We start from the raw sequence: 20,459 nt of genomic DNA, 5'->3' as shown, positions 1-20,459 counted from the left end.
ACCGGCCGCGCGCCGCCGGTGCGGTCGTGGTAAGGGCACGCATGCGCACGGAAGTCGCTCGGTCGCCGCGAGGGCTCCTCGCCCTCGCGGTCGTGGCGTGCATCCCGGGCCTGAGCTGCGCGGAGCTCGGCCACATCGAGGGCGTCGGCGAGGCCGTCTGCCCCGAGCTGCGCGGGCCGGGCGACGTCCTCGGCGCCCAGTTCTCCGCGGACGCGCGGGCGAACGCCAAGGTGCGGACGTTCGTGCAGGCGGCCAAGGACATGGCCGCCGTGTCCGCGGCGATCGAGGCGCAGGTGGCCGACGCCTGCCGCCGGATCGGCGCGGACCTCGGGATCCCGCCCGCGCAGATGGCGCCGCGCGACGAGGCGGGGGGCCAGGCGAGCGGCGCCTGCGGCCCGGTCTCGGCGGCGATCGACGCCATCCTGCGCCAGGGCGCCGGGGTGCAGGTGGCGGTGACGCCGCCGGCCTGCCAGGCGAACGCCCAGGCCGGGGCGCGCTGCAGCGGCGCGTGCGACGTCCAGCTGGATCCGGGGCAGATCGTGGCGCAGTGCGAGCCCGCGCGGCTCTCCGGCTACTGCCAGGGCCGCTGCGCGGGGCGGTGCGAGGGGCGCTGCGCGGGGCAGTGCCGGGGGCAGTGCTCGGCGTACGACGCGCAGGGGCGCTGCGTGGGGTTCTGCAACGGCGAGTGCGACGGCGGCTGCGACGCGACCTGCCACGCGCGGTGCGAGGGCACCTGGCAGGCGCCGCAGTGCGCCGGGATGGTGCGGCCCCCGAGCGCCGACGCCGAGTGCGAGGCGAGCTGCCGCGCGCACGCCGACGTCTACGCCGCGTGCACGCCGGCGCTCGTGCAGGTGCGCGCGTCGTACGGCGCCGAGATGGCCGCGCGGCTCGCGGCGACGCTGCAGGCCAACCTGCCGGCGCTGCTGCACGCCGAGGTGGCGCTCGGGCGCAGGCTCCTCGGCGACGCCCAGACCGTGGTCCAGGTCGGCGCCGCGCTGCCGCGGATCGTGGGCGACGCGGGCGCGCGCGCGCTCGCGTGCGTCGCCGGCGCGGCCGAGGCCTCGACGAGCGCGTCGGTGCGCATCCAGGTGAGCGTGCGCGCGAGCGCGAGCGTCACGGGGCGGGTCGGGGCGACGGGCGGCTGATCCAGCGCGCGCCGCTCACGCGCCGCGCTCCCCTCCGCGCAGGGAGGCGATCCTTCGTTCGTCGGTCCCCCACCACACGGGTCGCCCAGGCTCCCGGCTCGTCCGGTGCTGCCCAGGTTCCCGATCCTCGCCGTCTCCTCGGTCGTCGGTTCGCGCCCGCGGCTTCGCGACCAGGCGCCGACCACCGAGGCTTCCCGCCGCGCCATGCGGCTTCATGAGATCCGGGGACGGAGCGCGCGCGACGAGGCGCCGAGCTCCTGCGAGACGAGGGGGAAGCGATGATACGAAGGGCATTCATCAGGGCGGTCGCTGCAGCCGCGGGGCTCTTGTCCCTCGCTGCGATCCAGGGAGCCGCCGCCCAGGAGAGCGTGATCTCCGCTGGCAGCGGCGTCATCTATGGCACCCGGCAGAACGGGAGCCTCCAGTGGTATCTCCACCGGGGCTGGCAGGAGGGAAAGGCGAGCTGGGCCGGCCCGCAGAGCGTCGGGACCGGCTGGAGCTCGTTCACGCGCGTGGTTCCGGGAGAAAACGGCGTCATCTACGGCATCCTGCCGAACGGGGACCTCCGCTGGCATCGCCACGACGGCTGGCAAACCGGGACCGTCGACTGGGCCGACGCGCGGACCGTCGGGACCGGCTGGAACGCGTTCACGCGCGTCTTCTCCGCAGGGCGCGGCGTCATCTACGGCGTCCTCCCGAACGGGGATCTCCACTGGTATCGCCACAACGGCTGGCAGACGGGCGCCGTCGACTGGACCGGTCCGCAGAAGGTCGGCAATGGCTGGAACGCGTTCACGAACGTCTTCTCCGGCGGGCGCGGCGTCGTCTACGGCATCCTCCCGAACGGGGATCTCCACTGGTATCGCCACAACGGCTGGCAGACGGGGGTCGTCGACTGGACCGGCCCGCAGAGGGTCGGCACGGTCTGGAACTCGTTCGCGCACGTCTTCTCCGGCGGGCGCGGCGTCATCTACGGCGTCCTCCCGAACGGGGATCTCCACTGGTATCGCCACAACGGCTGGCAGACGGGGGCCGTCGACTGGGCCGGTCCGCAGAAGGTCGGTGCTGGCTGGAACGCGTTCCTCTGAAGCGCTCGCGCGAGGGTGGTGGCCCAATCACCCCGGAGTGATTCCCATGAAGGCGGGAAGGCAGGAAGATCATCAATCTTGTCTTCCCGCCTTCCCGCCTTCATGTTCAAATCCGGCCCCCCGCGCGAGCCTGGCTCACCGAGCGATCTTGAAGAGCACGAGCTCGGCGTCCCGTCCTCGACGGAGCGCCACGAGGCGGGGCGTGCCCCTCATGGCCGGCGCCTCACGGCGGCCGCGCGTTGAGCGCCAGCAGGCGCCGCGCGCCGGCGTCCGCATCGACGGCATGGACGGCGCCGCGCCGGTCGGACTACCCTCCCGCTCCCGCCGGGAGGATCCCATGACCGATCTCGACGACCGCTGTCTCGACACGTTCCCCGAGTGGCTGCGCAGCCTCGCCTCCGACGCCACGGACCTGGCCGGCCTGCTCGCCTCGCCGGACAGCCCGGAGGCGGCGCGCCGCTCGCTCGCGGCCGGCCTGAACTACCTCTTCAAGTCGCTCGACCTCATCCCGGACGGCATCGAGGATCTCGGCTTCCTCGACGACGCCTTCGTGCTGCGCGTCGCGGCCTCCTTCGCCGCGGCCGAGAGCCAGGAGCTGCGCGACCAGGCGCCGGCCCTCGCGCGGCTCGCGCGCGACGCGGAGCTCATCGCCGAGCTGCTCGGCGGCGACTACGCGCGGCTCAAGGGCTACGTGCGCTCGCTGGAGAAGGGCGCCGCGCGCGGCCGCACCGTGGACGACATCCTCGGCGACGAGCAGGTCCGCGCCTCGTTCATGCACGAGATCGCCGGCTGGGCATCGAGCTACACCGCCCCGACCTTCAGCCGCGACGCGAAGAACCTGATCAAGCTGAAATCGTTCCTCGCCGCCAAGCTCCCGGCCTGACCGCCCGCGGGCGGCGCGCCGCCGCGCGGCGAGCCGCTGCAGGCGCGCCGCTCGCCGCGGCGCGCCCAGCCCCCGCGTAGTACATAACGCCCAGCCACCCCGGAGGACCGCGTCCGATGTCAGCCGCTCCCTGCCTCTCCGCGCTGCTCGCCGCGCTGCTCGCCGCGGGCTGCGACGCCGATCGCCCCGCCTCGACGGCGCAGCGGCCCGCGCCCGCCGCCACCTCGGCCGCGCCCGTCCGCGCCGCCGCCTCACCCGCGCCGCCGCCCGACACGGATCGCTCCTACGCCTACCCGGCCGCCGAGCGCGTCGTGGCCATCGGCGACGTCCACGGCGACCTCGCGGCCACCCGCGCGGCCCTGCGGATCGCGGGCGCGATCGACGGATCGGATCGCTGGATCGGCGGCAAGCTCGTGCTCGTCCAGACGGGCGACGAGATCGACCGCGGCGACGGCGAGCAGGCGATCGTCGACCTGTTCGATCGCCTCGCCGTCGAGGCGCGCGCGGCCGGCGGCGCCGTGTACGCGCTGAACGGCAACCACGAGGTGATGAATGTCCAGCTGGACTTCCGCTACGTCACCGAGGGCGGCTTCAAGGACTTCGAGGACGTGCCCGGGCTCGACGCCTCGTCGCCGCGCCTCGCGCCCGTGCCGCCCCCCGCGCGCGCCCGCGCCGCCGCGTTCTTCCCCGGCGGCGTCTACGCCAAGAAGCTCGCGGCGCGCGACGTGATCATCGCCGTCGGCGACACGGTCTTCGCGCACGGCGGCGTGCTCCCGTCGCACACGCGCTACGGCATCGCGCGGATCAACCGCGAGGTGCGCGCGTGGATGGAGGGGAAGAGCCCGTCCGCGCCGGCCGTGATCGCGGCCGAGGACAGCCCGGTGTGGGCGCGCCTCTACTCCACCGATCCGGCGCCGACCCCGGGCTCGAGCCCCTGCGCGGCGCTCGACCAGACCCTCGCGGCCATGTCCGCGAAGCGCATGGTCGTCGGCCACACGGTCCAGAGGAACGGCGTCACCTCGGCCTGCGGCGACAAGGTCTGGCGGATCGACGTCGGCATGGCCGCGCACTACGGCGGAAAGCCAGCGGCGCTGGAGATTGCCGGCGACACCGTGCGGATCTTGACAGGCGAGGCGACCGGCGCGAGCAGCGCGAGCGGCGAGAAAAAGTAGACGATCTCGTGAGAAGCTCTCGTCGCCGTTTGCAACGCGTTCTCGCGCGCGAGCTGCAGCGAGCGCGAGCGACGCAACCGACGCAACCGACGCGAACGACGCGAACGACGCGAACGACGCGAACGACGCGAACGACGCGAACGACGCGAACGACGCGAACGACGCGAACGACGCGAACGACGCGAACGACGCGAACGACGCAACCGACGCGAACGACGCACGCGGCGAGAACAGCGCGGACAGCGCGAGAAGCGCCGCGGCGCCCGTCTGCTCCATTGACGGGCGCCGCGCGGACCGGATAACGTCGATGGCAAACTGGGGCTCTTCGATCCCCAGGGGAAGGGAATCAGATGCCTGAGCGTCCGCTCGCGCTGATCCACGAGGCGAATCGGAGCAACGGGGAGCCCCCCCTGGTGTCCGGCGAGCAGCGCCTCCCCCTCCCGGCTCCTCGTGTCGCACCCACGCTGCTGCGCCGGTGCCGGCCGCCCGAACGCCGTACACCGCGGCGCGACGCGGGGAGCGGCTGATGGACGACGACGAGCTGCTGCGCACCTTGAAGCGCATCGCGCAGCAGGATCCGCCGGGCGATCCGCGCCGGCGGAAGCTCGGCGAGGCGGCGCGCCCGGACGACGCGCAGAGCGCGCAGCGAGACGCCGCGGACGCCTCGGGGCCCGCGGACGCCGCGACGACCGCGGGCGCCGAGGCGCCCACCTCGGGCGCAGGGCGCGAGGGGCGCGGGGCGCGGGTGCCCCTCGACGACGAGACCCGCGCCCGGCTCGCCGACGAGCTGATCGCCCAGCTGCGGGACACGCGCGGCGACGCGCCCGCGCCGCCGCCGCTGTCGCGCCCGATGGTCGACCGGAAGTCCGGGATCCGCTTCCGGAGCCCCCACGAGTGGGACGGCGACGCGGACGAGCCGGGCGACGCGGCGGACACGCCGCCGCTCGGCGCCGACGCCGACTCGCTCAGCGGGACGAGCTCGCCGTCCACCACGGATGCGCCCGTCTGCCGCGCGATCGGCGGCGAATCGGTGCCGCCCGGGCCCTCGGAGCCGCCCCGCGCCGCGCGCCCGAGCCCGGCGCCGGCGCCGCCCGCCCAGCGCGCGCCGGACGGGGCGGACGCCGGCGCCCTGGCGCCGCGCCCGGGGCCGCTGGTCCCCGAGCTGGTCGTCGAGCGGCGGAGCGCTCCGCGGGCGAAGCTAGGGGCGCGGGTGCGGACCGCCGTGGGCGTGGCCGGCTGGGTCGTGTCGGCGGCGCTCGTGTCGCTGCTCGCGCTGCGCCCTGCGCCGTTCGCGCCCGGCGCCGCCGCGCTCCCCGACTACACGATCGCGACGACCCTCGTCGGCGGCGCGCTGCAGGGCGATCGCGATCCGAGCGCCCCGCGCCGCGTCGGGCGGGGCGCCCGGATCACGATCGCGCTCTCGCCCGGCGCGCGCGTGCCCTCGCCGGTCGCCGTGAGCGCCTTTCTGGTGCAGGGCGGGAAGGCGCGCCCGTGGCCCGTCGACATCGAGCTCGACGGCAGCGGCGGCGCGCGCGTGTCGGGCACGCGCGAGGCGCTCTTCCGGGACGCCGCGGCGGGCCCGTGCGAGGTCGTCTTCGTGATCGGCCAGCCCGGGTCGCCGGCGGTCGACGTCGACGACGTCGAGGCGCCGCCCGACCAGGCCGCCGTCCAGCTCGCGGGCGGCCGGCTCCTCCGGCAGCGATTGTTCCTTGACTGACGGCCACTTGGACTAAGGAGAAAGGCTGTCCTTCCCGGCGGCCCTCGCGGAGCTCGTGACCGCGCGCGCCTCGCTCGCGGACCGACGCCGCGCGCGCGGTCGACAGCGCACGCGGCGCCGGCCCGAGCCGGGAGGAGCAGAGGTCAGCACGCATGAATCGACGGATGTTCAAGAGCAAGATCCACCGCGCGACCGTGACCCACGCGGATCTGCACTACGAGGGCAGCGTCACGATCGACGTGGACCTCCTGGAGGCCGCCGACATCCTGCCCTACGAGGCGGTCGACATCTGGAACGTGACGCGCGGCTCCCGGCTGACGACCTACGCGCTCGAGGGGGCGCGCGGCTCCGGCGTCGTGTGCATCAACGGCGCCGCGGCGCACCTCAATCAGCCCGGCGATCTCGTCATCATCGCCACGTTCGCGGACATGGACGACGCCGAGGCGCGGCGGCACGCGCCGCGCGTGCTCCGCGTCGACGGGCAGAACCGGCCGCTCGCCGACCAGCCGCCCGAGGCGCCGGGGCCGCTCGCGCCGGCGGCGCCGCTCGCGGGCCAGCCGGGCCCCTCGCCCGAGGCGCCGGCCCCGCGCGCGCCGAACTGAGCGCGCCGAACTGAGCGCGCCGAACTGAGCGCGCCGAACTGAGCGCGCCGAACTGAGCGCGCCGAACTGAGCGCGCCGAACTGAGCGCGCGTCACCCGGCGTGCGGCAGCACCCGCGCCACCGGCGCGCGGGCCAGCCGGACGAAGCGCATCGAGAGCACCCCCGCGACGGCGATGAGCCCCGCGGTGAGCCCGAACCAGAGGCCGCGGACGCCGAGGTCGAGCCCGAAGGCGAGCCCGATCGACAGCGGCAGGCCGAAGCCCCAGTGGGCCACGAGGTTGGCCCAGAAGGGGAACCGCACGTCGCCCGCGCCGCGCAGCGCCCCGGCGGCGACCGCCTGGATGCCGTCGAAGAGCTGGAAGAGCGCCGCGATGCGGAGCAGCGAGACGCCGATGGCGATGACCTGCGCGTCCGGGGTGAACGCGCCGATGAGGGCGCGGGGGAACGCGGCGTACGTCGAGGCGCTCACGCACATGACGCCGGCGCCGAGCAGGAGGCCGAGCAGACCGGGGCGCAGCGGCGGCCGGCCCGCGCCGACGGCGTGCCCCACGCGGACGGCGGTCGCCCCGCCGACGCCGGCCGCGCCCATGAACGCGAAGGCGGCGAGCCCGATCGCGACCTGGTGCGCCGAGACGACGGCGGCGCCGAGCCGGCCGGCGAGCAGCGCCGTCATCCCGAACACGCCGATCTCGGCGAGCAGCTGCAGCCCGATCGGGACGCCGAGCCGGTAGATCACGGCGACCGGCACGGCGGCCGCGTCCTCCGTGGACGGCCCGCGGCGGCGCCGCGCGGACCAGAGCACGATCGACGAGAGCACGGCGGTGGCGAGGCTCGCGGCGAGCCCCGCGCCGAGCGCGCCGAGCTGCGGCAAGCCGATCGGCGGCAGGCCCACCCAGCGCAGCGCCTCGTCGCCGCGGACCATCAGGTTGCAGGCCACGAGGTTGATGAGGTTCGCCACGATCACGCCGACGAGCGCGGGCCGCGTCGCGCCGTGGGCCTGGAGGAAGCTCTTGCTGGCGAGGAAGACGGGCCACAGGAAGATCCACAGCGCGTGGCCGAGGATGTACCGGCGCACGCCCGGGACCAGCGCGGGGTCGACGCCCATGGGGGCGAGCGCGAAGGTCGCGGCGAGCGCGGCCCCGAACGCGACGACGCTGACGAGCAGGCTCGCGCGCAGGGTCGCGCGCAGCGCCGCCCAGGCCTGCCCCGGGCGGCCGGCGCCGATCGCCTGCGACGCGAGCGGCTCGACCGCGGCCGAGACGCCGACCCCGACCGCGTTCGACATGTGGACGATGGTCCTGCCCATGGCGCAGGCGGCGAGCTCGTTGACCGAGACGCGCCCCACGATCGCCACGTCGACGAGCGACATCGCGACGAGCCCTGCCTGCGCGACCGCGATCGGCAGCGCGAGGCGCGCGAGCACGCGCAGCTCGGACCGCGCGCTGTCGGCGGCGAGCGAGGAGGAAGCGGGGTTCACGGGAGCACCGAGGGCGAAAAGGGGCGCCACCATAGCGCGCCGGCGGAGGAGCGCTCGCCGGAGGTGGGGTGAGCGCACAAAAATCTAATGATTACGCAAATTTATCGAAGCACGGACGAGCCGACTCGAGAGGAGAAGAAGAGAAAAAAACGCAAAGGCGCAAAGGCGCAAAGGCGCAAAGGCGCAAGGGAGAGAGATAGAACCTCTCCCAGCGCCGGGCGTCGTCTTGGGCAGACAGAACATCTCCGAGCTCCGGCCGCCGTGCGCTCAGCAGCGCCCAATCATTCCTCTCTCTTTTTTGCGCCTTTGCGCCTTTGCGTTTTTGCGTTTTTTCTTCTCGTTCCCGCCGCGCGTCGCTCCGCCCTCTTCGCGCCCGCGCCCCAGAGATCACCAGGCGAGATGCGCCCGCCCGTCGAGGTACACGCGCTCCGCCTCCGCGAGCCCCGTCGACTCGCCCTCCACGACGCGCAGGATCCCCGTCGCGGGCCCGAGCACGACATCGCGCCCCGCCTCGAAGCGCTGCGCCCGGACCAGGGCGCGGTAGGCCTTGTCGAGCAGCAGCGCCCGCTCGCGCGACGGCGCGACGAGGTACGCGAGATCGCGGTCGCCGCCGGGCGCGCCGCGCCGCACCTCCGCCTCGTCGAGCGCGCCGCCGGGGAAGAAGCGCGCGAGCATCTCCGCGTTCCCGCGGTAGTCGTCGGCGCCGCGGGCGCGGCGCAGGTAGGTCAGGACCTCCGGCTCCGCGTGGCCAGCCTGCGGCACGTCGGCCATGCCGCGCAGGTCCTGGTGCCGCCAGCCGGCGGCGCCGGGCACCTTGCGCGCCAGCGAGAAGGTGTGGTCCACCGTGACGCCCACGGCGCCGTGGCAGCCCATGCACGCGCGGTGCTCCTCCGCCGTCTGCAGGCGCAACCGGCCCCGCTCGTCCTCGATGAACGCCTGGATCTGCCAGCCGAACGCGTTCCGAAGGCCGACCTCGGGCCCGCCGGCGTGGAACGGCGGCTGCCCCTCCGCCTTCTCCTCGGCCTCGCGCTCGTACGCGCGCGCGATCGCCCAGTCGTCCGGCGCCTCGACCTTGCGCGCATAGCGCAGCTCCTTCATCCGCGCCGACAGCAACGTCGGGCGGTCCGGATCGAGGTACCGCACCGAATGCAAGAGCTCCGCCCCGCGCGGGTAGAGCCACGCGCGAACGGGGACGCCGGCCGCCCCGCCGGCGTACCGCGCGGGCAGGCGAACGATGCGCGTCACCGCCGGCTCGAGCGCGCCGTCGCCGTCCAGATCGAAGCCGGCGAGGAGCTCGCTCACCGGCTCGACCTCCCGCCCGGCGGGCGCCTCCGCGGGCGGCGCCGCGCCCCCCACGGGAAGCGGCGACGGCGACGCGATCGCCGCCTCGAGCAGCGCGAGGTTCAGCTTGTAGACCTCGCGCGACGACGCGCCGGAGGCGTCCTCGCGGAACGCGGCCGGCAGCCGGACGAACACGTCGCCGGCGCTGCCGTTCGTGGGCCAGAAGCTCCCCGGGAACGGCTTGTACCGCACCGCCCGGAAGCCGCTCCCGTCGCGCGCGAAGCCCTCGTCGTCGAAGCCGGCCTCGAGGTCGAGATCGGGCACGTAACCGGGGTAATCCGGGCGCGCGGCGAGCGCCTCGCGCAGCGGCGCGTAGTTGTCCTCCCGGATGTACTCGAGGATCTCCGCGTCGCTCGTCCGGGCGGCGGACGCCGAGAGGTCCTCGAGCAGGTTGGTCCAGGGGTTCTTCCGCGCCGCGTCCGAGAAGCTGTACGCGCGCTGGAGGTCGTGATCGGCGAGCGTGTTCGGGCCTCGCCCGATCGTGTGGCACGTCCAGCAGCCGTTCGCGCCGCCGGCCGTCGCCGCGTAACACATCGGCGGGATCGACGCCTCCGGGTTGCCCGCGTGCCCCGCGCGCGCCGCCGCGGCGGCGAGCGGATCGTAACCGCCCCCGCCGCAGCGCGGGGCCGCGGCGAGGACGGCGGACAGCGCCGCGAGGACCAGGGGCACGGACAGCGCGCGTTCGCGGCGAGCACCCACGGAGATCACTCGGGCAGGAAGGTGACCGCGATCACGCTCGACATGGCGCCGTCGCCCTTCGGCCAGGTGCTGTAGGCGTTCTCGCCGGGGTGCTGCACGGACATGAAGATCGTGCCCATGTCGGGCGTGAACGACGGCCCGGTCGCCTCCGCGTCGCTCGGCAGGGCCACCACGCGGAACGCCTTGCCGAAGCTCGGCTGGGTCACGCCCGGCTGGCCCTCGCGGTGGGTGGGGTCGAGATCGAGGTAGTAGAACGCGTCCGCGTGCGAGGCGACCCCGAAGTTGCCGTCCGTGCCGAACCACACGCCGCCCTCGCGGTCGAGGAGCAGGTTGTCCGGGCAGGAGGCGTCGAAGTCGCCCTGCGTCTTGGCGCCGTGCCACACCTCGAAGTACCGGAACGAGACCGACGCGCCCGGGTTCGCGGGGTCGGCCTCCTCCAGGGCGAAGATCGAGCCCACGGCGTCCGCGCGCTTCGGGGACGTGGTCGCGTGCGTGGCCGGATCGTAGAGCTTGCCCCCCTGATCGAGCGCCGTCTGCCCCGTGTGGTTGGTGAACGCCACGTAAACCCGCGGCGTGCCGCTCGGATCGCGCGGGTTCCACTCGATGTCCTCGGGCCGGTTCAGCTCCAGGATCCCGACCTTGTTGCTCGCCGTGAACAGCGCGCGCCACACGTCGTGGTCCGTCGCGAAGCCGCCGAGTCCGTTCCAGCTCGCGTCGCGCAGCGCGGCGCCGACGGTCCTCGTCGCGTCGCCGAGCGCGGCCGCGTTCGGCGCGACGGCGGCGCTGTCCACCGAGAGCTCGATCCACTGCCCCTCGCCGGGGGCCGCCTCGGTCGGGGCCGCGCCGGTCGCGAGCAGCGTGTTGCCGGTCGTGTTGTCGAGCCCCGCGAGGTGCGCCGCGTAGAGCTTGCCCTCGTCGAGCAGCCCGCGGATCTCCGCCCGCGTCATCCCGGCCGTGTAGCTGCCGGCCGTCACGTACTTGTAGATGCGACCGCCGCGGCGATCGTCGGTCCCGTAGACCACGATCGGCCGGCCCGGCAGGAGCTTCCAGTCGCCGTCGACGGCGAACGTCGCGGCCTCCCAGCGGGCGCGGCCCATGAAGCCGAACTTCTTGTGGCCCGTGCCCGCCGCCGTCTTGCCGTCGTACTCGTCCGCGGGCTTCCCGGGGTCGATCTCGGTGAGGTACCCGTAGTGATCGCGGGGCTGCCTGCCGTTCGGGTCCGAGATGCGCCCGAACTCCGCGCTGGTGCTCGCCTCGAAGGTCGGGCTCACCGGCGCGCCCGGGTCGAAGCCCCGGCCGGTGAGGAGCTTCTGATCGCCCGACCAGTTCGCCTCGAGATCGCCGTAGTAGTCCTGCACGTTCTCCTCGGCGGTGATCACCGTGCCCCAGGGCGTCTGCCCGCCGGCGCAATCGCCCATGATGCCGGCCACGATCCCCTCAGGGAGCGGCGCGCCCGTCAGGTCGTCCTTGCCCGGGCCCGAGAGCTCGTGCCCCGCGACCCGGCTCAGCGTCTTGCTCGTCGCGTCGTAGCGAACGGCGCGCGCGCTCCGGTCCACCGACCACGCGCCGGTCGCCGGGTCCTGCACGATCCGGAGCCAGGAGCCGCCGACCTCCTTCTTCTCCCAGCGGATGTACGTGTCGACGTCCTCCTGCGCCCAGACGTTCGCCTCGACGTCGTTGGCGAGGACGCCGAGCCTCTTCAGGTGCCGCGCCAGCGTGAGGTGCTGCCCGGTCGGCGCGGAGCTGGCCGTCGGGCTCTTTCCGGAGACGTACTCGTGGTTGACCCAGAGCCAGCCCGCGCTGCCGGAGCCGTTCCATTGCGGCGCGTTGCCCGCGGCGGCGGACCACCCCTCGCCGAAGAAGGCGGTGTAGTCGTTGTTGGCGCCAAACCGGGGCGCGTCCGGCGCGGTGCTGAAGGTCAACGGATCGAGCCAGGTCACCACGATGTCCGAGCGCACCCCGGCGAGCGTCCGGATGGTGTCGGTCGCGGCCGCGTGGAGCGGGAACTGCTCGCCCGCGGGCAAGGCGCCGGCGGCGAACATCTCCACGCGCTCCTTCACGTAGCCCGCGATGCTCGCGGCGCTGGTCCACGGGACCGCGTCCTCGCCGTCCTCGCCCTTGGGCCCGGGCGGCCCGTCCTGGCCCGGCGCCCCGTCCTCGCCCGGCGCCCCGTCCTGGCCCGGCGCCCCGTCCTGGCCCGGCGCCCCGTCCTGGCCCGGCGCCCCGTCCTGGCCCGGCGCCCCGTCTTCGCCGTCCTGCCCGTCCTCGCCGTCCTGGCCCGGCGCGCCGTCTTCGCCGTTCTGCCCGTCCTTGCCATCCAGCCCCGGCGCGCCGTCCTTGCCGGGCGGGCCCTGCTTCCCATCCTCACCGCAACCGCCTGCGCTCGCGGCAAGGCCGCTCGCGAGCACCAGAAGCAACGCTGTCCTCAGGGTCCGCCTCGTCATCATCGCATCTTCTCCGCCGGGGATTTGGCCGGAGACGATGCCTGCCCACCGTGGCGCCCCGATGCGACGATGGCGACGAGTTCTTGTCAGCGATCGTGCGGAGCGCGGGGCGCGGCGGCGCGCGCTCCGCCGCGCGGCGCTAAAAGCGCGAGATCACGGCGGGCATGGGGGGCGAGCTCCCCCTCGGAGGCGCCGCGCGCCTCGTCGGCGCGGCGCTACTCGTCGTCGTCGTCGGGCACGACGACGTCTTGATCGAAGCGCGCGCGCGCCTCGAGCAGCTCCTTGTCGGAGATCCAGGTGCGCTCGCAGCCCTGGAGCGGCGCGACCTGGTAGACGTCCTTGCGCTGCTCACCGTGCCCGTCGTCAAGGACCCGGACTACCTCGTGGTGGAGGCCGCAGGAGGGGCAGAGCGCTCGCATGAGGGGTCACTATAGTGCGGCCGCGCTGGGTGCAAGACCCTCCCCCGGCGCGCCCGTGGACGGGCGGCGGGGGAGGTCAGCGCGGGGGGAGAGGGGGCGCGGAGGGCGCGGGAGGACGGGACGCCCGGCTCAGGCCGTGGCGTTGGCGCGGACGGCGGCGGTCTTCTCGGCGTCCGACTTGATGCGCATCCCGTAGAAGGAGCGGTACACGAACACCATCGAGAGCACGAAGAAGATGGCCGCGAGCACGAGGCTCGTCGTGCGGTCGATCTCGATCGCCAGCTCGACCGCGAGGAGGCCGAACAGGGTCGTGAACTTGATGATGGGGTTCATCGCGACCGACGAGGTGTCCTTGAAGGGGTCGCCCACGGTGTCGCCGACGACCGTCGCCGCGTGGAGCGGCGTGCCCTTCTCCTTGAGCTCCACCTCGACGAGCTTCTTCGCGTTGTCCCAGGCGCCGCCGGCGTTCGCCATGAAGATCGCCTGGTAGAGCCCGAAGAGCGCGATGCTGATGAGGTAGCCGATGAAGAAGAACGGCTCGAGGCAGGCGAAGGCGAGCGTCGAGAAGAAGACGCCGAGGAAGATGTTGAACATCCCCCGCTGCGCGTACTGCGTGCAGATCTCGACGACCTTCTTGCTGTCGGTGATCGAGGCCTTCTCCACGCCCTCGAGGCGGATGTTCGCCTTGATGAACTCGACCGCGCGGTAGGCGCCCGTCGAGACCGCCTGGGTCGACGCGCCGGTGAACCAGTAGATGACCGCGCCGCCCGTCACGAGCCCGAGCAGGAACGGCGGGTGGAGCAGCGAGAGCTTGTCCACGTTCGTCGTCAGCTTGTTCGTGAGCACGACGATGATCGAGAAGATCAGCGTCGTCGCGCCGACGACCGCCGTCCCGATGAGCACCGGCTTCGCCGTCGCCTTGAACGTGTTGCCCGCGCCGTCGTTCTCCTCGAGGTAGTGCTTGGCCTTGTCGAAGTTCGGGGTGAAGCCGAAGTCCTTCTTGAGCTCGGCCTCGACGTTGGGGACGTTCTCGATGAGCGAGAGCTCGTAGACCGACTGCGCGTTGTCGGTCACCGGGCCGTAGGAGTCGACCGCGATGGTCACCGGGCCCATGCCGAGGAAGCCGAACGCCACGAGGCCGAAGGCGAAGACGCTCTCGGCGATCATGAGCCGATCGAGGCCCTGGGCCGAGAAGAAGTACGAGACGCCCATCAGCACGACAAGGACGATGCCCATCCAGTACGCGCTGAAGTTGCCGGCGGTCAGGCCCGACAGCACGTTCAGCGAGGCGCCGCCCTCGCGCGACGCGGTCACGACCTCGCGGACGTGGCGCGACTCGGTCGAGGTGAAGATCTTGATCATCTCCGGGATGATGGCGCCCGCCAGGGTGCCGCAGGTGATGATCGTCGACAGCTTCCACCAGAGCGTTGTGTCGCCGCCGAGGTTCGGGATCATGAACGCCGAGACGGCGTAGGTGAGCGCGACCGACACGATCGAGGTCAGCCAGACGAGGCGCGTCAGCGGGGCCTCGAAGTTCATCTTGTCGGCCTCGGCGTAGGACGCCTTCGCGATCGCCTCGTTGAGGAGGTACGAGCCGATGCTCGCGAGGACCATCACGATGCGCATCACGAAGATCCAGACGAGCAGCTGGACCTGGACGGCCGTGTCGGGGACGGCGAGGAGGATGAACGAGATGAGCGCGACGCCGGTCACGCCGTAGGTCTCGAAGCCGTCGGCGCTCGGGCCGACCGAGTCGCCGGCGTTGTCGCCGGTGCAGTCGGCGATGACGCCCGGGTTGCGCGCGTCGTCCTCCTTGATGTTGAAGACGATCTTCATGAGGTCGGAGCCGATGTCGGCGATCTTCGTGAAGATGCCGCCCGCGATGCGGAGCGCGGAGGCGCCGAGCGACTCGCCGATGGCGAAGCCGATGAAGCACGGGCCGGCGTAGTCGCCGGGGATGAAGAGCAGGATCACCAGCATGAGCATGAGCTCGGTGCTGATGAGGACCGCGCCGATGCTCATGCCCGCCTTGAGCGGGATGGCGTACGTCGGGAACGGCTTGCCCTTGAGGCTCGCGAACGCGGCGCGCGAGTTCGCGAACGTGTTGATGCGCATGCCGAACCACGCGACGCCGCAGCTGCCGGCGATGCCGACCAGGCTGCTCAGCAGGATGACCACGACCTTCGTGGCCTCCATGTGCCGCAGCACCCCGAAGTAGAGGACCATGACCGCGCCGATCAGGACCTCGAGGACCAGGATGAACTTGAACTGCGTGACGAGGTACGTCTTGCAGGTCTCGTAGATGAGCTCCGAGATCTCCCGCATCGCGCGGTGCACGGGGAGCTTGTTCAGCTGCGAGAAGATGACGATCCCGAACACGAACCCGAGGGCGCAGACGCCGATGCCGCCGAAGAGGAGCGTGCGGCCGTCGATGCCGCCGAACGACTGGGTGCCTAGGTCGGGGAGGACCAGATCGGATTCACTTGCGCTGGCGAGCCCGCCGCTGAGCAGCAGGGCGAGCGCAGCGAGCCCGGCCAGCAGCGGTGCGAGCCAGGCCTTTTGAGACCGGATGACGTTCATGGACGGTGTGCCTCCATCGCAAAATCCGAGGCAGAGGACGGCGCTATCGCCGCCCGCAGCTTCGTGGTTCCGAGGGGTTGGCCGCCTGCGTAAAGGGGAAGGACCGGCGCGCTGCCGGAGGGATCTTGCTCTAACGCCGACGCTTCAGCACAGCCTCGTCCCTCAGCGGCCGGTGGTGGCGGGGCGCCCAGAGAGTTTCCTCGCAAGCCCCCCGCCTCGACCGGGAACGCCGAGGCGCGCGCTAGCTACCATGTGTGGCAGACGCCGTCGAGAGGGTGCGATGCGCGCGCACGACGAGAGCGCTTGTCAGCGCCGCGATGTCAGGAGATCACGTAGGGAGATTGCGTAGGAGGATGGCGCGGAGCGCGGGGAGATCGCGGTGGAGGATGGAGCGGAGCGCGCATTGGCGCGCTCCTTCACCGATTGTCGCGTTCAGCCCTGTTCAGTTGCGCTCGGTCGCGTTGTTCAGCCTCCGGTCCGAGCCGGAGAGCCGCTGATCCGAGCCGGAGTCCGCGTTGGGGCTGGCGTGCGAGGTGAGGAGCTCGGCCACGAGGTCCCGGCATTCCGGCTTGTTGCGGAGGTGGCTGAGGAGCAGGTTCGAGGCCTCGCTGAACGACTTCTCGTAGGCGAGCCCCTCGCGCGTGCGCGCCGCGACGCGCTCGCGCCCCTGCGCGAGGTCCTCCTCGAGCGCCTCGGCGTAGCGGGCGAGCTGGGCGCGGAGCTCGTCGATCTGGCGGCGCAGGTCGCGCGCGTTCGCCTCGCGCGCGTTCTTCTTGTGCTCGTAGCGCCCGAGCTGCTCGCGCTTCGCCTGCGCGGTCGCGCCGGCGGCGCCGGCGCGCTCGTAGACGAGCGGATCGTGGTTGCCCTGGCGAGCCGCCGCGTCCGCGAGCTGGCGGGCGGACAGCGCGAGCTTCTCGGCGGCGGCGAGCTCGACGCGGACCTTCTCGACGTCCTCGCCGTCGGCCATCGCCTCGCGCATCACGCGCGACTCCTCGTGCGCGAGCTCCTCGACCTTGCGGCCGATCTCGGCGCGCAGCGCGCGGCCGCGGCGCTCGAGCGCCTCGAGCTTGCGGGTGAGGCTCGCCACCTCGCCCTCGAGCTTGTTGGCGCGCGCGGCGAGGTCCCAGGCCTGCGCGAGGCCGTTCTGGACCTCCTGCGGCACCTGCCCGGACGGGTAGGCGCGGGAGACCATGCGCGAGAAGAGGGCCGCGCGGCTCGCCCACTCGATGACGCCGGCGCTCTGCGGCGGCGGCGGGGGCGGGGGCACCGGGACGCCGTCGCCGCCCTCGACCTCCCACGCGTGGGCCGGGAGCCCGCGCTGGAGCGCCTTCAGCTCCTCCTGGAGGTGGTGGGCGTCGCGGTAGCGCTTGCGGATGTCCTTCTCGAGCAGGCGCAGCACGATCGCCTCGCCCTGCGAATGCGCGTCGGGGCGGATCGAGCGGGGGCGCGGCGGCGCGTGGGTCCGCTGCATCTCCAGCAGGGTGTCGCGGTCGTTCGCGCGGAAGGGGAGCTGCCCGGTGAGCATCTCGAAGAAGAGCACGCCGAGCGCGTAGAGGTCCGACTGCGCCGTCGCCTCCTCGCCGCGGGCCTGCTCGGGCGACATGTACTCGGGCGTCCCGAACACCGCGCCCTTCGGGGCGAGGCGCGGGTCGCGCGCGATGGCGGCGAGGCCGAAGTCGAGGATCTTGACGAAGTCCTTCCGGCCGCCGCGGTGGGTGAGCAGGATGTTGTCGCTCTTGAGATCGCGGTGCACGACGCCGAGGTCGTGGGCGCGCGCGAGCGCGGCGCACATCTGCTCGAGGATGTCCACCGACCGCGCGATCGGCATCGGGCCGCGCGCGAGCTCCGCCGAGAGCGGCGTGCCGACGAGGTACTCCATGACGAGGTAGAGCTCGCCCTCCTCGGTCTCGCCGATGTCGTGGATATCGATGATGTGGGCGTGATCAACGCGGTTTGCGGCGCGCGCCTCGCGCAGCATCCACGCGCGGAGATGGGTCTCTCCGCGGAGATCGGGCCGGATGAGCTTCAGGGCGACGACCCGGTCGATCAGCACGTGACGGGCGCGGTAAACGACGCCCATGCCGCCTTCGCCAAGCCGTGCCTCGAGCCGGTACCGGCCGGCCACGACCTTACCGATCAACGGATCGGTGCTCGAAGCCTTGGGACCTGCCGGTCGCTGAATCGCGCGCTCCATGGTGCCTTCGTTTCTCCTCAGCGCTCCCCGGAGAGCCGTTCGCGTCTCTCAGGGGCCTTATTGCGCTGTGCGGTGAGTCGGATCGCTCGCTGAACGTATCCGGTTTGAAACAGCCGGTCTACGGGGCCGCGGTCGGGTGCGGAGGAATCTGGAGCGCGCTCCGCGTGGAGGTGGGGTGGGAGACCGGCGCCGATTGCGCGCTGGTTCAAGCCTCCGCTGTCCGCGGAGCGGGGCGCGCCTCCGCCGTCCGCGGGGCCGGGCCGCCGTCGGAAGACGGCCGTGCAGGCGGGGGCGCATCGCCTTGCGGGCGGGCGCTCCCCGGGCGAGGATCGAGGGGCAGGCGACAGACGAAGCGCGCCCCGGCGGGCGCGCCGCAGCGCAGATCTCCAGCGCGGCCGTCCGCGGGGGCGAGGGCGAGCGTGCCGCCGTGCCGCCGGACGATGTCCGTCGAGATGGAGAGCCCGAGGCCGGTCCCCTGCCCTCGCGGCTTCGTGGTGAAGAACGGATCGAAGATGCGCTGCGCGAGGTCGGGCGGCACGCCTGGGCCGCTGTCGGAGATGGCGACGGCCGCCATGTCCTCGTCGATCCAGGTCTCGACGCAGATCACCGGCGCGCCGGGCGGGCCCTTCGCCGCGCCGCCGGCGCCCTCCGCGTCCGCCGCCCCGGCCGGCGCGGCGCTCGCCTCCTCCAGCGCCTGGATGGCGTTGACGAGGAGGTTCATGAAGACCTGGTTGATCTCTCCGCTCCGGCAGGTGACGGGCGGCAGCTCGCCGTAGCGCCGGACCACCTCGATGCGCGCCTGGCGGAGCCGCGGGCCGAGCAGGAGCAGCGTCTCCTCGAGCCCGGCGTGCAGGTCGACGGGCAGCGCCTCGCCGGAGACGCGCGAGAAGCTCTTCAGGTTGGTGACGATGCGGACGCTGCGCTCGACCGCGCGGTGGACGAGGGTGGAGATGCCGACGAGGTCGTCGAGCGCCGCCTCGGTCTGGAGCTGCTCGCGGAGCGCCTCGAGGGCGCGGCGGCGGTCGTCCGGGAGCTCGCGCTCGGCGGCGCGGTAGGCGTCGAGGACGGCGCGGAGCTCCGCGGCGAGCTCCTCGATCGGCTGGGCGGCGCCGGCGATGGCGTTCAGGGGGTTATAGATCTCGTGCGCGACGCCGGCGACGAGCTCGCCGATGGAGGCGAGCCGCTCGCCCTGGATGAGCGCGGCCTGCGTCCGCTTCAGCTCGGAGAGGGCGCGCGTGAGCTCCGCGGTGCGCGCGGCGACGTTCTCCTCGAGGCCGGCGCGCTCGCCCTCGAGCTCGGCGATCGTTCGGGACAGCGCCTGCCGCATGCGCTCGACGCTCTCGCCGAGGCCCACGACCTCCTTCGGCCCGGACAGCCGCGGCACGGCGGCGCCGAGCTCGCCGCGCGCGACCTCGTCGGCGGCGCGGGCGAGCTGCGCCATCGGCCGCGAGAGCTCGCGCGCCGCCCGCGCGACGACGCCGAGGGCGGCGAGCACGAGGAGGGAGAACGAGGCGAAGAGCGCGGTGATCGCGTTGAAATCCTCGTTGAACGACGAGCGGGTCGCGAGCGCGCGGTAGAGGCCGATGGAGGAGAAGAGCGAGAGGAGCCCGGTGAACAGGAGCGGCAGCCCGAAGTCGCGGAGCATGCGCCGCCGGAGGGGCGTCGGGGGCGCGCCGCCGCGCTCGGGGGCGCCGGTCCACGCGCGCAGGAGGTCGACGGCCCGCGCGACGGAGTCCCTGTGCCATGCGCGCTGGTAGAACGAGACGCCGAAGGCGAAGAGCGCGCCGAAGCCGAGCTGCATGAGCGCGTCGGCGGCGCTGAAGGGGGCGCCGGGGCGGAAGGTGGCGCCGGGGCGCACGTAGGCGATGCCGATCGCGGTGCACCCGAGCCAGAGCGCGAAGTTCAGGGAGGCGAGGACGTCGGGGAGCCGCTCGGCGCGGGCGAGGCCGCGGGCGAGCAGGGCGCGGTCGCCGGACGGGCCGGCGCGGAGGGCGGCGACGATCGCGCCCGTGGCGGGGCGCACGGCGAGGGTGAAGCCGAGGGTGCCGGAGAGCGCGAGGAGGGGGACGACCTCGAACCACGCCTGGAACACGACCTGGCTCTGGGTGCGGAGGAACGCGACGCAGAAGAGCAGCATGACGTGGCCGCCGACGATGCCGGCGGCCGTCGCGGACTCGGCGAGGCGCGGCCGGAGCGCCGCGGCGAGGGCGCGGGCCGAGGCGGCCTCGGAGGCGCCGCCGTCGGCCGCGTCGGCGCGGAGCAGGCTGCGGTAGATGGCGAGGCGCATGCCGCCGGCCATGACGCCGAAGGCGACGGCCGTGACCAGGAGTCCGAGCCACGACGGCGGCGTCGCGTGGCCGATCCCGAGCGGCCCGGGCCAGGAGGCGGGCGCCGCCGGGGCGCCGCGGAGGGCGAGCGGCGAGACGGCGAGCGGCCACGAGAGGGTGCGGATCGCCGCGGCGATGGCGAAGCCGCGGTCGCCGCGGCGGGCGAGCAGGCCCGAGAGCGCGGCGGAGAGGGCCATCGAGGCGAGCAGGAGGATCGCCGGCCACGGCGTGGTGAGGGCCGCGGGGACGACGGCGGAGAGGAACAGGAGGGCCGAGAACAGCTCCCAGCCGGTCGCGACGAGCTCGGCGCGGGCGCGCGGCGCGCGGAGCTTGGGGGGCGGCGGGGTGCTCACGGGGCCGGCGGCATGGAA

At 73.5% G+C, this 20,459-nt stretch carries 13 protein-coding genes; 6 read left to right on the top strand and 7 right to left on the bottom strand.

Annotated elements, in window-relative coordinates; translation table 11 throughout:
* Positions 1 to 41: 41 nt before the first annotated feature.
* The 6 genes from WMF26_RS07175 (at position 42) to panD (ending at position 6,607) form a co-directional block, all read left to right on the top strand.
* Positions 42 to 1,145: a hypothetical protein gene (locus tag WMF26_RS07175; RefSeq protein ID WP_437945357.1), complete on the top strand. Its 1,104-nt coding sequence runs from the start codon at positions 42 to 44 to the stop codon at positions 1,143 to 1,145.
* 278 nt (positions 1,146 to 1,423) lie between these two features.
* Positions 1,424 to 2,233, top strand: a complete 810-nt coding sequence (locus WMF26_RS07170) for a tachylectin-related carbohydrate-binding protein (RefSeq protein WP_437999710.1) — start codon at positions 1,424 to 1,426, stop codon at positions 2,231 to 2,233.
* 337 nt (positions 2,234 to 2,570) lie between these two features.
* Positions 2,571 to 3,116, top strand: coding sequence for a DUF1232 domain-containing protein (locus WMF26_RS07165; protein WP_437999709.1), 546 nt, complete (start codon positions 2,571 to 2,573; stop codon positions 3,114 to 3,116).
* A gap of 116 nt (positions 3,117 to 3,232) precedes the next feature.
* On the top strand, positions 3,233 to 4,288 hold the full coding sequence (locus tag WMF26_RS07160) for a metallophosphoesterase (RefSeq protein WP_437999708.1): 1,056 nt from the start codon (positions 3,233 to 3,235) through the stop codon (positions 4,286 to 4,288).
* A gap of 526 nt (positions 4,289 to 4,814) precedes the next feature.
* Positions 4,815 to 6,005, top strand: a complete 1,191-nt coding sequence (locus WMF26_RS07155; protein WP_437999707.1) for a hypothetical protein — start codon at positions 4,815 to 4,817, stop codon at positions 6,003 to 6,005.
* Between the two features lie 152 nt (positions 6,006 to 6,157).
* A complete protein-coding gene (gene panD / locus WMF26_RS07150; RefSeq protein WP_437336433.1) occupies positions 6,158 to 6,607 on the top strand; it encodes an aspartate 1-decarboxylase in 450 nt (149 codons plus the stop codon).
* Between the two features lie 91 nt (positions 6,608 to 6,698).
* Here panD and WMF26_RS07145 read toward each other — a convergent pair whose 3' ends face one another.
* From WMF26_RS07145 to WMF26_RS07115, 7 genes are all read right to left on the bottom strand, one after another.
* Positions 6,699 to 8,084: an MATE family efflux transporter gene (locus WMF26_RS07145; protein ID WP_437999706.1), complete on the bottom strand. Its 1,386-nt coding sequence runs from the start codon at positions 8,082 to 8,084 to the stop codon at positions 6,699 to 6,701.
* 387 nt (positions 8,085 to 8,471) lie between these two features.
* Positions 8,472 to 10,094 (bottom strand): hypothetical protein, encoded by a 1,623-nt coding sequence (locus tag WMF26_RS07140; RefSeq protein WP_437999705.1) that lies wholly within the window; start codon positions 10,092 to 10,094, stop codon positions 8,472 to 8,474.
* A gap of 35 nt (positions 10,095 to 10,129) precedes the next feature.
* Entirely contained in the window at positions 10,130 to 12,571 is a 2,442-nt protein-coding gene (locus tag WMF26_RS07135) for an alkaline phosphatase PhoX (RefSeq protein WP_437999704.1), read from the bottom strand.
* Between the two features lie 212 nt (positions 12,572 to 12,783).
* Complete coding sequence (locus WMF26_RS07130; protein WP_061626777.1) at positions 12,784 to 12,987, bottom strand: hypothetical protein; 204 nt, start codon at positions 12,985 to 12,987, stop codon at positions 12,784 to 12,786.
* 129 nt (positions 12,988 to 13,116) lie between these two features.
* A complete protein-coding gene (locus tag WMF26_RS07125) occupies positions 13,117 to 15,567 on the bottom strand; it encodes a sodium-translocating pyrophosphatase (RefSeq protein WP_061626776.1) in 2,451 nt (816 codons plus the stop codon).
* A 442-nt stretch (positions 15,568 to 16,009) separates the two neighbouring features.
* Positions 16,010 to 17,761 carry a serine/threonine-protein kinase gene (locus WMF26_RS07120; RefSeq protein ID WP_080682014.1) on the bottom strand — a complete coding sequence of 584 codons (1,752 nt, stop codon included), beginning with the start codon at positions 17,759 to 17,761 and terminating at the stop codon, positions 16,010 to 16,012.
* 205 nt (positions 17,762 to 17,966) lie between these two features.
* Positions 17,967 to 20,441: an ATP-binding protein gene (locus WMF26_RS07115; protein WP_437999703.1), complete on the bottom strand. Its 2,475-nt coding sequence runs from the start codon at positions 20,439 to 20,441 to the stop codon at positions 17,967 to 17,969.
* Positions 20,442 to 20,459: the final 18 nt, after the last annotated feature.

This window comes from Sorangium sp. So ce185, from assembly GCF_051526825.1.
In the GTDB taxonomy this organism is placed as follows: Bacteria; Myxococcota_A; Polyangia; order Polyangiales; family Polyangiaceae; genus Sorangium; species Sorangium cellulosum_D.
Note: the sequence above shows the minus strand (reverse complement) of the source record. Positions and strands in the feature narration are given on the sequence as shown.

Excerpts from the sequence above, each read along its gene's own strand:
- WMF26_RS07175 (WP_437945357.1), top strand. The coding sequence starts at position 42 with ATGCGCACGGAAGTCGCTCGGTCGCCGCGAGGGCTCCTCGCCCTCGCG.
- WMF26_RS07170 (WP_437999710.1), top strand. The coding sequence starts at position 1,424 with ATGATACGAAGGGCATTCATCAGGGCGGTCGCTGCAGCCGCGGGGCTC.
- WMF26_RS07165 (WP_437999709.1), top strand. The coding sequence starts at position 2,571 with ATGACCGATCTCGACGACCGCTGTCTCGACACGTTCCCCGAGTGGCTG.
- WMF26_RS07160 (WP_437999708.1), top strand. The coding sequence starts at position 3,233 with ATGTCAGCCGCTCCCTGCCTCTCCGCGCTGCTCGCCGCGCTGCTCGCC.
- WMF26_RS07155 (WP_437999707.1), top strand. The coding sequence starts at position 4,815 with ATGGACGACGACGAGCTGCTGCGCACCTTGAAGCGCATCGCGCAGCAG.
- panD (WP_437336433.1), top strand. The coding sequence starts at position 6,158 with ATGAATCGACGGATGTTCAAGAGCAAGATCCACCGCGCGACCGTGACC.
- WMF26_RS07135 (WP_437999704.1), bottom strand. The coding sequence starts at position 12,571 with ATGATGACGAGGCGGACCCTGAGGACAGCGTTGCTTCTGGTGCTCGCG.
- WMF26_RS07130 (WP_061626777.1), bottom strand. The coding sequence starts at position 12,987 with ATGCGAGCGCTCTGCCCCTCCTGCGGCCTCCACCACGAGGTAGTCCGG.
- WMF26_RS07125 (WP_061626776.1), bottom strand. The coding sequence starts at position 15,567 with ATGAACGTCATCCGGTCTCAAAAGGCCTGGCTCGCACCGCTGCTGGCC.
- WMF26_RS07120 (WP_080682014.1), bottom strand. The coding sequence starts at position 17,761 with ATGGAGCGCGCGATTCAGCGACCGGCAGGTCCCAAGGCTTCGAGCACC.